This window comes from Acinetobacter sp. UBA2063, from assembly GCF_002333245.1.
GTDB lineage: Bacteria > Pseudomonadota > Gammaproteobacteria > Pseudomonadales > Moraxellaceae > Acinetobacter > Acinetobacter parvus.
Window position 1 is genome coordinate 837 of sequence record NZ_DDAH01000129.1, and the last position, 13707, is coordinate 14543.

Genomic DNA, 13707 nt, shown 5'->3' on the forward strand with positions numbered 1-13707 from the left:
TACAGGATTCGAAAAAAACTCGAAATAATTCATCGACTGATTTGTATTGGTTTTATAATGATTTGACTATATATGACATTGAAATTGTTTCAAACTTTTTTAAAATTAATAGAAAAGGCGCATTGAGCGCCTTTTCTATTTTAACCAGTTTAACGATCATCAAACTCATTATGTTGAGGGGCATTGTATTTAAAGCCTTTGGTTTTATAACCAAGGTATAAAATACCGAACATTGCCCACCATAAGCCATATTTCAATGCCGTGTCTTCAATTTCAAGCCACATGGCAAAAACGCTGAGAAAGCCCAAGAGTGGAATAATCACAAAGCTCACAATGTCCTTGAAGTTCTTGGTTCGGCCATCACGTAAGGCATAACGTGAAATTACGGACAGGTTCACGAAAGTAAACGCAATCAGGGCACCAAAACTGATCATGGAAATCACTACATCCAGACTCATAAAACCTGCACTTAATGCCACCAATCCAACAATCAGAATGTTATAAGATGGGGTAAAGGTTTTCGGGCTGATATGGCCAAAGATTTTCTTGTTGATGACCCCATCACGACCCATCACATACATTAAGCGTGATACACCTGCATGGGCAGAAATCCCTGATGCCATGACCGTCACAATCGCAAAGGCAAGCACATAGGACTGGAATAATGAACCACCCACCAGTAACAGGATGTCAGGCTGGGTTGCGGCGACGTCCTCAAAATAAGTTTTAGGATCATTCGGGAAGTAGATTTGCATAAAGTAGGTACTGATAATAAACACAATACCTGCAAATAATGCAGTCAGGAAAATCGCTTTAGGCAGCGTCTTTTCAGTATCCTTGGTTTCTTCCGCCAGTGAGCTGAGCGAGTCAAAACCCGTAAACGAGAAGCACAGCAGGGTTGCACCTGTAATCAATGCGCCTACAGAAGTCAGGTCGTTCCAGAATGGCTCCAGGCTCCAGAGTTGGTAACGTGTTTCTGCAGTAATTGGACCTTCGGCGTTATATCCCATCTGTAGTTTGCTATAGACCAGATAGGTGAATACAGCAATCACGATAAGCTGGACGAGGACAATCAGGCTGTTAAAGTTCGCCACAAAACGTGCGCCACGTAAGTTGATGCCAGTCATAAAGGCGGTCAGAACAATCACCCAGACCCAGTGGTTTACATTCGGGAATAATGCGTCAAGATAGATGCCTGCCAGAATGATATTGACCATTGGTGACAGCAAATAATCCAGCCAAGATGACCAGCCCACCATAAAGCCCACGTTGGGATGGATGGATTTTTGTGCATAGGTATAAGCCGACCCTGATGATGGGTAACGACGAATCATGTGACCATAACTGATCGACGTGAATAAAATTGCAATTAGGGCAACAATATAGGAGGTCGGAACATGATGATGACTTTCTTTCGATACCAGTCCGAAAGTGTCAAACAAAGTCATGGGCTGAATGTAGGCTAAGCCAATAATGATAATGTGCCAGAGACCTAGCGTTTTTTGCAGCTTAGCTACCGATGGAGTCCCAGAGATATTTGTCAACGGCGTTATCCTCATAATCGTTGATCAAGGATCAGCTATGGTTTAAGGATCGTTTGAGACGAAAACGATCCCCCCTATAGAAAAAAGAAGTTCGCCAATCTATCGTAAATTGATAAACATTGTCAGTACTTTTACGCTTTTTTTAGCAATTTTTTTGCCAGTTGTGCAGAGAAACAGATGAATAAAAATTCATTGAAATGAAAAAAGCCCCGATCATTGGTTCAGATCAGGGCTTATTAATGATAATTATTTATCTAAATAAATGAATTACCAGGCTTTTTGTAGAATTGCACGTAGTTCCTGCAAATTGGCCTCTTTAGGATTGTAAATAATAGAACCATCATTTAACGCTTTCTCGGCCACTTCATCCAGCTGTGCTTCAGTTACCTTACCTGTTTCACGCAGGGTACGTGGTAGCTTGGTGAGGCTGAATAGGCGGTCACGCATGGTTAAAATAGTTGCAATCGCTTTATCTGCACGCTGGCTGGCAGGTGTTTGTGCATAAATGTCTGCACCTGCAAGTGGCAGTAATAATTCACCAATCTTGTCGCCATTGATCTCTTTATTATATTCAAGCACATATGGCAGGAATAGGTTCATGCATAAACCGTGGGGCAGGTGAGCCACCGCACCCAAGGCATGGCCAAGTGAGTGAACCAGACCAACCATTGAGTTGGAGAATGCAATACCTGCCATGGTCGAAGCCTGTGCCAACTCTAAACGGCCTTGGGCATCACTTGGGTTGTCCAGTACCTTGAACAGGTTTTCACTGATCTTCTTGATACCAGCACTTGCATATGCATCACTTAATGGATTCGCTGCTAAACAGGTGTATGCCTCAACACAGTGCGTGAGTGCATCCATTCCAGTCATTGCGGTTAAGTGTGGTGGCAAAGTCTGGGTCATGCGTGGATCAAGAATCGCTGCATGGGGCATAAGATAATATGATGCAAATGCGAGTTTTACATTACGTTGAGTATCAGATACCACGGCGACCATCGTTGCTTCTGAGCCTGTACCAGACGTGGTTGGAATTACGAAGAATGGCTTTAATGGTTTTGGAAGATTATGAGCACCAGAGTATTGAAGCAGGTCATTGCCACCTTCAGACACAAGGATGTTGGTTGCCTTGGAGGTGTCAATCACTGAACCGCCGCCAATCGCAATAATCGCATCACAGTTTTGCTTACGGTAAAGTTCCGCTGCCTGGCGTACCACTTCCAGGCTTGAATCTGGTGGAACGTCATCAAAGATTGCACCAATCACGGCATCAGTGGTGCTGAATGCCGCCTCGATTGGGCCAAGTAAACCGTTGGCGCGTACACCTTTATCGGTAATGATCATTGGGCGTTTTGCGCCCAGAGTTGCAAGCTCAAACGGAATATGCTCTAACGCAGCGTTACCAGCAATTACCTTTACAGGACAGAAAAATTCGTAATAAGGCTTAGCCATGTTATGCGCTCCGTTTAAAGTATGATTTTGCGACTTTGAGATAGATATTTTTTGCGCCAGTGAATTTTTCTTTTAATGTTAATTCAACTGGATAACGCTTGACTGCAAGGTTGGCGATCAGCTTAGGCAGGATCAACGCTTCCATCTTGTTCAGGCAACGCACAAGACGGATTGCACTGGATACATCACCATCGGCAATCATGCGGTCATTGGCAAATGCTTGGGCAGTACTCTCCTGAAACGAGAAAACCAGAAATGCATGGGTAAGATGCTTGAACGTGATGGTTAAGTCAGGCTTGCCTTTGTAGTTAGAGAGAAGCTCTAACTGTTTTTCTTCTGTTACTCGGGCAACAAATGCAGGTCCATTTGGAAAAACATTCATCGAGAGTATAAAGCCCACAGGAAATTTAGAAACTTCCTCTTGAACTTCACTGTCCACTTGGCTTGCCATTACTAAACCACGACCAACAACGTCCATCATGAGTTTTACGTAGGCAAATTGCAAAGTGGGCTTCACTGCTTTGGTCGAAATCACTTGCGTATCCCTTGTTAAAATTATGCAAAAGCAAATTTAGAGTATTTACTCTAATTTATTTCTCTAGATTTTAAAAGTAATTTATTCAGATTTGACTTCAAGGTCATTAAACAAATCTGCATTTTTAAAATATTCAACGAAATCATTACAGAGCTGCTCGAAATTTGGATAATCTTCAAGCAAGTCTTGTAAGCGTACCATTTCTAAACCTGCGTATCCACAAGGATTAATGGTTTGAAAACCACTTAGATCACAATCAATATTTAGCGCAAGCCCGTGATAACTCCTTCCTCTTCTAATTTTAAAACCTAAAGACCCTATCTTACGTCCATCAACATAGACTCCTGGGGCATCTGGTTTGGCATAAGCATTGATTTCGTATTTCTTGAGTAAATCGATCATCGCTTGTTCAGCGAAGCTAACTAACGTTCTGACATGCCATTTCAAACGATTAAGATCAAACAGGAAGTAGGCAACCAATTGTCCTTTACCATGCCACGTCACTTGACCACCACGATCTGTATGCACAACAGGAAGTTGAGTATGCATGAGAATATGTTCTGGTTTACCTGCTTGTCCTTGAGTTAGAACATCTTGATGTTGGAGTAGCCAAAGCTCATCAGGTGTTGTTTCATCACGATGAGTTGTAAAATCTTTCATCGCTTCAAATCGTGTCGTGTAATCTTGTAGATCCTGAAAACATCGAATGATTAAGGATGGTTTATCAAGGTTCGTCACAATAAACTTCCTTTGATTGAATAAATACTTTTTTGCGGAAAATCTGCTCTAACTGATCGTTTGTCGTTTCATGTGGATTTGCGCAATTCGACCATTCACGAATGAGTTGAATCTGGGCATATTGAACTGCATTTTTGCTTTTTAATTTAATATCAAAATCTTGGCTGCGTTTCATGAGAAATTGTGGATCATTACCTAATTTTAACTCTAATTGATTTTCACGTTGCAGAGAAAGTTTGGCATTGTTAATCAGTGATAGCTTATCTTGTGCATTTAAAGCCTTGGCTTGGTTTAAGCATTGTGGTGCGAAAGTCGAAGTGAGTAACTTCGTAGGCTGTGTAAATGCGAGAGCTGTCAAATAATTATGTTGGTATTCCTGATCTAGATTTTGAATAAGATCATTTTTGAGTTGCTGAAATTCTTTAATAAGCAAGGGGTGTAGATTATTTAATGCTTTCTTCTGTACTTTGTATTCTTCTTGAATTGCAATTAAATTGATCTTAGCAATGTCATCTGGGTGGAAGGCATAAGATTTACTATTTAATTGTGTCGAATGACGTGATTGCATCATTTTAATCGTGTCATTTAATTGTTTAACTGTGAATTTATTGGTGTCATAAACTCCTTTATATTCACACAGCTCATTTTGCCAAGAAAAAGTTGCTGTTTTCGCATCACTGATAGATGAGATAAATACCGTAAATAATGATAGTAAAATTCGTTGCGTTTTCATCAGCTATTTCGCAATCATAAATCGAAAAAGAAAGAATAATATAGAAGTGTTATGAATGGTTTAACTGATCAGAAGTTTTATTTGCACACATAAAAAATCCAAAACACTTTCGCATTTTGGATTCCTTGATTATAGCGTTGTCTTAATTAATGGACAGGCAGCAAGATCAGCATATAGTGCATGAACTTGTTCTAATTCCTCAAAGCGCAGCTGCGCAGTTAAAGAATGGTATTTTCCTGTACGTGAAGGTTGTACTTTTACTGTAGCACCATCGAATTCAGGAAAGTGCTTTTGTAAAATATCTACAACAGCCACTCGAAGTTCATCCCCAGCATTACCGATCAACTTGATTGGATAGTCCATCGGGAAAACCCAAAGATGTTCTTGCAATTCGCGAGATGGAGTGCGGTCTACCATGAGTAACCTCTTAATTTGAAACGCCTGCATCAGTGCAGGCGCTTATGTTCTAACTAGGTAAATGGAGGCGAAGTGTTTAACTTCAAGCCCTGCACCAAAGCATTGTTGCGCTCTTGATACAGGATGTCCCTAAGCATCAGTCATTTTCAAGGAATGAACGTAGGTGCTCTGAACGAGATGGATGACGTAGTTTACGCAGAGCTTTCGCCTCAATCTGACGAATACGCTCACGCGTCACGTCAAACTGCTTGCCCACTTCCTCTAAGGTATGGTCGGTTGGCATATCAATACCAAAACGCATTTTCAACACTTTCGCTTCACGTTCAGTCAGGTTCTCAAGCACTTCACGGGTCGCTTCCTTTAAGCCTTCTGAGGTCGCGGCATCCACTGGAGAAGTGATGTTTGAGTCCTCAATAAAGTCACCAAGATGCGAATCTTCATCATCACCAATCGGTGTTTCCATTGAAATCGGTTCTTTAGCGATTTTCAGCACCTTACGGACTTTAACCTCATCCATTTCCAGACGTTCGCCCAACTCTTCAGGGGTCGGCTCACGGCCCATTTCCTGAAGCAACTGGCGGGAAACACGATTGATCTTGTTGATGGTTTCAATCATGTGTACTGGAATACGAATGGTACGCGCCTGATCCGCAATCGAACGGGTAATCGCTTGACGGATCCACCAAGTGGCATAGGTCGAGAACTTGTAACCACGACGGTATTCAAACTTGTCCACCGCTTTCATCAAACCGATGTTGCCTTCCTGAATCAGGTCAAGGAACTGCAAGCCGCGGTTGGTATATTTCTTCGCAATCGAGATCACCAAACGTAGGTTGGCCTCAACCATCTCTTTTTTGGCACGGCGGGCTTTCGCTTCACCAACCGCCATACGCTTGGAAATATCCTTGATATCCTTAACGTTTAAATCCAGTTCTTTTTCAATATCAGCAATCTTTTGCTGGAATGCCAACACATCTGGGCGTACTTTTTCCAGATGGCCCTTGATTTCAGCAGGTGCCTTGGCAATCTGCTCATCCAGCCAGGCTGGGTTTGATTCCTGTTCTGGGAACGTCATACGGAACTGGTTACGGTCCATGCGGCCACGACGCACCGCATAACGCATGATTTCACGTTCATTGGCACGGATTTGCTCATGAGTACCACGAATCATTTCTGAAATGATGTCAAACAGGCGAGGTGTAAATTTGAACATCATGAACACGGCAGCCAAAGACTCTAGTGCAGCTTTTGCCTCATCACTATTGCGACCATGTTTTTCAATGATGGATTTGGTTTGTTTCCAGGCAGTTTCTAATTCAGAGAAACGAATTTTTGCAACCTCAGGGTCTGGACCTGAATCACCTTCAGAATCATCATCGCCCTCAGACTCTTCCTCTTCGTCATCATCATCAAGCTTGACTTCCTTGGTGGCAGAAGTCGCGTTTTTATCTTCCTCAAGCTCCGTTTCTTCTTCAAGAACTTCAGGAATATCCTCATCGGTTTCAGGATCTAAATAGCCTGAGAGAATATCGGCAAGACGACGCTCACCAGTTAGAAAGTCATTATATTCTTGTAAAACCACTTCGACGGCATTTGGCCAGTAAGCAATCGAATGTAAAACATCACGAATACCTTCTTCGATACGTTTCGCAATGCTAATCTCGCCTTCACGGGTTAGAAGTTCAACCGTACCCATTTCACGCATGTACATACGTACTGGATCTGTAGTACGACCTGGCTCACTTTCAACCGATGCTAATACGGCAGCAGCTTCTTCTTCAGCAACTTCATCCGCTGCTTCAGTCGATTCACCAAACATAGTGTCATCAGTTTCTGGTGCGCGTTCATGCACTGGAATACCGACGTCTTGGAGCATTTGAATAATATCTTCAATCTGCTCACTTTCTGTAATCGAGTCTGGTAGATGATCGTTAACCTCAGCGTAAGTTAAGTAACCTTGTTCTTTGCCTCGGCTAATCAGAGCCGCTACTTGCGAAGTAGGGGAATGCATATCGCTCATCTTTGCTTACTCTTTTGTTGAATCTGTGGCGGTGAAAAACCGTGCATGATAGCACAATTCACGAGGAATGTTTTGGATTTGATCCGTTTGCTTTAAATAAAAAATAGTATTGATTTCACGTGTGTTTCTTGAATATGGGGGTGTGTCATAATTTTTCAAGCAGTCCATCCTTTTTGCGGAACTTTTTTGATTGGTATTGTCCTGAGATTATAATTACACAAAAAAACCGCCGAAAAAAAGTACAAATCACCGATTTATAGCAAAAAAATAAAATAAAACTTGACAAGGTGGTTTGAGACAGATAAATAGCGGCTAGACCCATTTATATTTTTCGTATAAGAGGTACTTCGTGTCTTCTACAGATTTTGAATTAGATGATGATAACTACGGCGATGATGTTGGTTTTGATGAATCATCAGGAAAAATCAGTGCCAAGGAATCATTGGAAAAACGCCGTTTGATTGATGATCTGTTGGCTCAGCGTCGTTTAGAACGAGAATTAAAAGATTTTGACTACGATTTCGACGATGATGACCTCGATGACGAAGACTAGGCAAAATTGCTGAGACTTTGTGTCTGAAAATGTTATGCTGTCGAAAATGTAACTTTAGAGCTGGATAAAAAATGAGTACCCTGGATTTAGAGTTTTTAAGTAATTATCTTGACGGTGACCAAAACGAATATGGTTTAGATTTTGCGGCGACTCATGGCTTTTTGTGCGCTATTGCCGTTGGCCCAAAGTTTGATCGTTGGCTGGATGAGCTGTTCGAGAGCAATCAAAAGAAAGTTCCGAGTGAGATCATCGAACAGATTAAAGCCTGGCTGGAATCCATCCGTCAGGATTTGGCCAATGAAAATGGAATTGAGTTTCCATTTGAAATTGAAGAGGCTGATGTGGATTCAAGTTTAGGTGACTGGAGCGTCGGTTTCGTTGATGCCATGTTCCTGAACGAAGATGCCTGGTTTACGCCAGAATATGAAGAACAACTGGTTGATTTGACTTTGCCGATCATGGTGTTTAGTGGCATTGATGAGGAAGATCCGCAAATGGAGTCTTTCCGTCGCAATGGTCAGTTGATGGATGAACTGGCTGAGGAAATTCCAGATAATCTTAATGAGATTTATCTCATGTACCATACACCAGCTTGAGGATAGGTTTGAGGCCGCAATGATAGCGGCTCATATATACGCCAGGTTAAGTATTTAAACGTCCTTATGGACGTTTTTTATTTTGGGATAGGGTTATTTCTTTAGCAGCCAAATTTTTTCCTGGGCATTCACTTTTCCTTTGAGCAGTTCAGTTTGGCTATCGAGTGGCTGTATGTTGTATTCACTGGAATAGTAGTCTTGAAGCTGTTGGGTGGAAATGGAAAAAGGCGGACCAGCCATCATGGATTGATCATACTCAAAGCTAATCAGTAATTGCGATGCTTCACCACCAATCTGAATGAGATGCTGGACATATTGGCTTCGCATTTCTTCTGGCAGGGCGACCAAGGTTGCCCGATCATAAATCGCATCAATCTTTCCTGTCTGTTCAACCGTCAATTCAAAAAAATCACCGACAAATAGGTCAATTTGTGGATGGTGAAAATGACTAAGATTTCCAGTCCGAGTTTCGGTAAAGGAAAGTCTAAGTGTTGAGATTAAGTCCTGAATGGCAATTGGACTCAGGTCAATTGCCACTACATGATAGCCCTCACCTAAAAGCCAATGTATGTCTAAACTTTTACCGCAGAGTGGGATAAAAATACGGCTATTTGGAGAGAGATTTAAGGAACCCGTATATTTAACCAGTAGTGGGTGAGGCTGGTTGAGATGAAAGCCAATCTCATTTTTTTGCCATTTTTGATGCCAAAACTCATGCTGCATGGTTTTTCCTTAACTTAGATGAATAATAAAGGATAAGTCTTTGTCTTTTTTATGTTTTCTGCCCAAATTTTTTAGCCATTTTCCAAATGATGTAAAGTATGACAATTGCCAAAATAATATAGCTAGCCCGTTGCATAATTAAAGACATTAGGGCCTGATCTTCACTGAGGTGATAGCCTAAAAATGCCAGGAATGTTGTCCAGATGATGGTTCCGAATGCGCTGTAAGCCATAAACTTGCCAAAAGGCATCTTGCTCATTCCAGCGGGGATACTAATCAGCGAGCGTACTGCTGGAATCATACGGCCAAAGAAAACGATTTTATGCCCATGCTGGTTGAACCAGCCCAAGGCCTTTTCAAGGTCGGTAACCTTGATTCTAAGGAATTTGCCGTAATGCTCTATAAAACTGAATAAACGCTGTTCAGGAATTTTACGACCAATCCAATAAAGGATCATCGCCGCGATCAGTGAACCTGCGCTTCCAGCAATGATAACGCCAATTAAGCTCAAATCCCCCTTGGAGGCGGTATAACCCGCAGAGGGCATAATAATTTCAGAGGGAATAGGAGGAAAAATGTTATCTAGGAACATCAAAAAAGCGATGCCTAAATATCCAAGCTTTTCCATGACTGCCAAGACCCATTCTTCAAGTCCCATAATACCCATATATAGTTCATTTGATTATTGTTTTTAGCATAGGATGGTTAATCATGAAGCTCAATGGTCTAATCGTTACATCATTTTTATTGTTATCATAAAAAAGCCATAGTAGAACTATGGCTTTCAGTTTTTTTAATTTTTATAGGCGTTTACGTTTTGCTGCTGCAATTTGCGATTGACGCATACGGAAACCCTCTTTCTGTTTCTCTGTGGTTTTATCAATACAGAAAACACAGGAAACACCATGCTCATAGTTTGGCAATTCCGCTTCTTCTTTGGTTAAAGGCCAGCCGCATGCATGACACTTGATGTTCTCGCCTTCCTCAACCCCGTGTGTCACGGCAGTACGGCCATCAAATACAAAACATTCACCTTCCCAAAGGCTTTCCTCGGCAGGTGTTTCTTCCAGATATTTAAGGATACCGCCCTTTAGGTGGTAAACCTCACTAAAGCCTTCCTGTAACAACAGGGAAGTGGATTTTTCACAGCGGATACCCCCTGTACAGAACATGGCGATTTTCTTGTCTTTGTGCTGTTCAAGGTTTTGTTTTACATATTCAGGAAATTCACGGAATGTTTCTGTTTTAGGATCAATTGCGCCCTTGAATGTACCTGCCTTATATTCGTAGTCGTTGCGAGTATCCACCAGAATCACGTCATCGCGGCTAATCAGCTCGTTCCATTCCTTTGGATCAAGATAATGACCAACCAGGTCACGTGGCTTAACCTCCACACCCAGGGTAACGATTTCATTCTTCAGCTTAATCTTCATCTTGCGGAATGGTTTTTCAGAGCTGGTAGACTCCTTATATTCCATTGCGCTAAAGCCTTCGTTCAATAGGAATTGGTGAACCGTGTCAATTGCTGCACGGTCGCCAGCAACAGTACCATTAATTCCTTCAGAAGCGACAATCAGAGTTCCACATAAATTGATGCCATTCACTAAGTCCAGAAGACGTTTTTGCAGATCGGCCGCATCCGCAACTTCTTTAAATTGATATAGTGCCGCAACAACCCAATTATTGGTCGCTTGCTGTTCTACAGGTGCAAGCTGTTCTACAGTAGCGTTCATGGATAACTCCAAATGTATTAAGATAGGAAAAACAAGGCGCATATTTTAGCGTGAAATTTGAAAATAAGCGAGAAAACCATAAAATTAATATGGTTTTAGAGGAATAAGTTTTGAGTAATGATTGTCGAATCCCATCACTGACCCCATGCGCAGGGCGTTGTTCAACGGTATTTGGTGATCTGGTGTGTCGTGGATGCCGCCGTTTTAATCATGAGGTGATCCAGTGGAACACCTATACGCCTGAACAGCGGTTGGTGGTCTGGAAGCGTTTGGATGCACAACTGGACCAGATTCTGGTGCCATTGTTGCCCAATGCCAGTCTCCAGCATGTCGAGGGCTTTATCCATGCTAAGCACATTCGTATTCTGGAAAGCGCAAGTGCTGGACGTAAGCTGTATCATGCTTTAAAAATCTGTGAGAAAAATAAGCATTTGGCACAGGAAAGTGGACTTGGAATTTCCCACACACAGGTAAAGCTGATCTGGGATGAGTTTGAACGACGTGTGTTGGCTTTAGCCAAGGCAAGCTATGAACTGGCCTGGCTGCGTGCCGATGGGATCAGTACAAACTTGTTGCGTGCCCTGGAAGAGGATGAGCTTTAGAAAGCAATAAAAAAAGCTGCCATTTGGCAGCTTTTTCACATTAATTTCTTAAAAATTAACGTTTGATGTCACGTTGTTTTTCACCTGTATAAAGCTGGCGAGGACGGCCAATTTTATATGGGGAAGCGTGCATTTCTAACCAGTGGCTGATCCAGCCAACAGTACGACCTAATGCAAAAATAACTGTAAACATATCAACAGGGATACCAATCGCTTTTAAGATGATGCCTGAGTAGAAATCTACGTTTGGATAAAGTTTACGTTCAATGAAGTATGGGTCGCTAAGCGCAATGCGCTCAAGTTCCATTGCAAGCGCAAGTTGTGGATCATTGATACCCAATGCACCAAGCACTTCATCACAGGTTTCTTTCATCACTTTGGCACGTGGGTCAAAGTTTTTGTAAACACGGTGACCAAAGCCCATAAGCTTCGCTTCTTTGCGTTTTACTTTTTCCATAAATTCAGCAACGTTTTCAACGCTACCGATTTCAGCCAGCATTTTCAGTACAGCTTCGTTTGCACCACCATGTGATGGTCCCCAAAGTGCAGAAATACCTGAAGAGATACATGCATATGGGTTTGCACCAGTAGAACCAGCAAGACGAACAGTAGATGTAGACGCATTTTGTTCGTGGTCAGCATGAAGCGTGAAGATACGGTCCATTGCTTTAGACAAAATCGGATTAACCTTATAGTCACGATCCGCAGGCGTAGCAAACATCATATGCAGGAAGTTTTCTGCATAGTTTAGGTCGTTACGTGGGTAAATGAATGGCTGTCCGATCGTGTATTTGTAGCTCCACGCTGCAAGCGTAGGAATTTTCGCGATAAGACGAATTGCAGTGATTTCACGGTGGTTGATATCTTCGATATCCAAGCCATTGTGATAGAACGCAGACAACGCACCAACAACACCAACCATTATAGCCATTGGGTGAGCGTCACGACGGAAACCATTGAAGAAACGGCTTACCTGATCGTGAACCATGGTGTGGTTGCGTACTTTAGCGTCAAATTCTGCCTTTTGTTCAGCATTTGGAAGCTCGCCATTTAATAGTAAATAGCAAGTTTCGAGGTAGTCTGCTTGAGTCGCTAATTGATCAATTGGATAACCACGGTGCAATAACACACCTTTGTCACCATCAATGAATGTGATCTTAGATTCGCAAGCAGCTGTCGCCATAAAACCAGGATCGAAAGTAAAATGACCAGATGCCAATACATCTTTAACGTCAATTACATCTGGGCCCAATGTGCCGCTGTAAATTGGTAATTCAATTTCTTTGCCATCAAGCTGTAATACGGCTTTTTTGCCAGTTGCTGCAGACATTCAATAGATCTCCTGTCCTGGTGAATGATTATCTGACTCGAAATCCTAATCTTGTCATGTGCGAATCAGACGGTGTCAAAATTTGCTATAAGATTAGTGGCTACTAAAATTTTGTCAATTATACTTAGGGATAAAAAATGACATTTCTACAGTCAACTTAGTCATTCAGTATCAAAGAAAAAATTGAGTAAATTCACAGCATCGGTCGAGTATAATATGTCAAATCATGTTTCAGGTGCATAAAAAAAATGAAGCACCAGTACAATTGTAAGTAAATTTTTACTCTGGTGATATTTTGATGCCTGTAAAATTAAGGGCTTAGCTCAGCAAAAACCTATATATCTCATGGTCTCGCGTTAAATAATAGTTCAAAAAACAGTTTAAAGGCTGACATATAACGGGATAATTGGTTCATTATGGTGCGATTGATTGATTAAAAATAAATCGATGTATTTATATGGATTAGGCCTGAATAATAGATTAGTGGTTAATTGTATTTAAGATATAAATGAGGGGTATTATTTATGACTATGCTTAAAACCGACTCATTTAATGGGGTTTTACTGAGAAAAACATATTTTTTTTGAAATAAATAATGGTGATTTTTTCCAGCTTGAAACTATTCATAAAAAAAAGTTTTATATTTTTGTTTTTATAAAACAAATGGATAGAATAATTTCGCCAGAAATTTAATTTATCTGGGAAATATTGTTTGTGTGAATGATTCTTAT

Annotated in this window: 15 protein-coding genes; 3 read left to right on the forward strand and 12 right to left on the reverse strand. The window is 41.4% G+C overall.

The genetic code is table 11. The annotated features are described in order from the left end of the window. Positions 1-149 precede the first annotated feature (149 nt). From B4H32_RS05905 to rpoD, 7 genes are all read right to left on the reverse strand, one after another. Positions 150-1559: an APC family permease gene (locus tag B4H32_RS05905; RefSeq protein ID WP_004764017.1), complete on the reverse strand. Its 1410-nt coding sequence runs from the start codon at positions 1557-1559 to the stop codon at positions 150-152. 252 nt (positions 1560-1811) lie between these two features. Continuing rightward, positions 1812-2996 carry an iron-containing alcohol dehydrogenase gene (locus B4H32_RS05910; protein ID WP_004681523.1) on the reverse strand — a complete coding sequence of 395 codons (1185 nt, stop codon included), beginning with the start codon at positions 2994-2996 and terminating at the stop codon, positions 1812-1814. A gap of 1 nt (position 2997) precedes the next feature. Next, positions 2998-3531 carry a hypothetical protein gene (locus B4H32_RS05915; RefSeq protein ID WP_286800884.1) on the reverse strand — a complete coding sequence of 178 codons (534 nt, stop codon included), beginning with the start codon at positions 3529-3531 and terminating at the stop codon, positions 2998-3000. 81 nt (positions 3532-3612) lie between these two features. Next, positions 3613-4269: a lipoyl(octanoyl) transferase LipB gene (gene lipB, locus B4H32_RS05920; RefSeq protein ID WP_004908409.1), complete on the reverse strand. Its 657-nt coding sequence runs from the start codon at positions 4267-4269 to the stop codon at positions 3613-3615. Beyond that, positions 4256-5002: a hypothetical protein gene (locus B4H32_RS05925; RefSeq protein ID WP_004681520.1), complete on the reverse strand. Its 747-nt coding sequence runs from the start codon at positions 5000-5002 to the stop codon at positions 4256-4258. Before B4H32_RS05925 ends, lipB begins: the two co-directional genes overlap by 14 nt. Positions 5003-5131: 129 nt before the next feature. After that, positions 5132-5419 (reverse strand): YbeD family protein, encoded by a 288-nt coding sequence (locus B4H32_RS05930; RefSeq protein ID WP_004681518.1) that lies wholly within the window; start codon positions 5417-5419, stop codon positions 5132-5134. 136 nt (positions 5420-5555) lie between these two features. After that, on the reverse strand, positions 5556-7439 hold the full coding sequence (gene rpoD / locus B4H32_RS05935; protein WP_286800885.1) for an RNA polymerase sigma factor RpoD: 1884 nt from the start codon (positions 7437-7439) through the stop codon (positions 5556-5558). Between the two features lie 349 nt (positions 7440-7788). On the opposite strand from rpoD, the gene B4H32_RS05940 reads away from it, so the two are divergent. Both B4H32_RS05940 and B4H32_RS05945 read left to right on the forward strand, forming a co-directional pair. Next, positions 7789-7992: a PA3496 family putative envelope integrity protein gene (locus B4H32_RS05940; protein ID WP_004681516.1), complete on the forward strand. Its 204-nt coding sequence runs from the start codon at positions 7789-7791 to the stop codon at positions 7990-7992. A gap of 71 nt (positions 7993-8063) precedes the next feature. Then, positions 8064-8588 (forward strand): YecA family protein, encoded by a 525-nt coding sequence (locus tag B4H32_RS05945; RefSeq protein WP_286800886.1) that lies wholly within the window; start codon positions 8064-8066, stop codon positions 8586-8588. Positions 8589-8681: 93 nt separating this feature from the next. Here the strand turns inward: B4H32_RS05945 and tmpT are convergent, their stop codons facing one another. The 3 genes from tmpT to B4H32_RS05960 form a co-directional block, all read right to left on the reverse strand. Next, a complete protein-coding gene (gene tmpT, locus B4H32_RS05950; RefSeq protein WP_286800887.1) occupies positions 8682-9311 on the reverse strand; it encodes a thiopurine S-methyltransferase in 630 nt (209 codons plus the stop codon). A 49-nt stretch (positions 9312-9360) separates the two neighbouring features. Continuing rightward, positions 9361-9969, reverse strand: coding sequence for a DedA family protein (locus B4H32_RS05955; protein ID WP_026040019.1), 609 nt, complete (start codon positions 9967-9969; stop codon positions 9361-9363). A gap of 142 nt (positions 9970-10111) precedes the next feature. Continuing rightward, on the reverse strand, positions 10112-11044 hold the full coding sequence (locus B4H32_RS05960; protein WP_004681509.1) for a rhodanese-related sulfurtransferase: 933 nt from the start codon (positions 11042-11044) through the stop codon (positions 10112-10114). 110 nt (positions 11045-11154) lie between these two features. On the opposite strand from B4H32_RS05960, the gene B4H32_RS05965 reads away from it, so the two are divergent. Continuing rightward, on the forward strand, positions 11155-11646 hold the full coding sequence (locus B4H32_RS05965; RefSeq protein ID WP_004674940.1) for a DUF1289 domain-containing protein: 492 nt from the start codon (positions 11155-11157) through the stop codon (positions 11644-11646). Between the two features lie 55 nt (positions 11647-11701). On the opposite strand, the gene gltA is transcribed toward B4H32_RS05965, so the two are convergent. Then, positions 11702-12976, reverse strand: coding sequence for a citrate synthase (gene gltA, locus B4H32_RS05970; protein WP_004674939.1), 1275 nt, complete (start codon positions 12974-12976; stop codon positions 11702-11704). Between the two features lie 549 nt (positions 12977-13525). After that, positions 13526-13707: hypothetical protein (locus tag B4H32_RS05975; RefSeq protein ID WP_286800888.1), on the reverse strand; the 182-nt coding region annotated here is incomplete at its 5' end.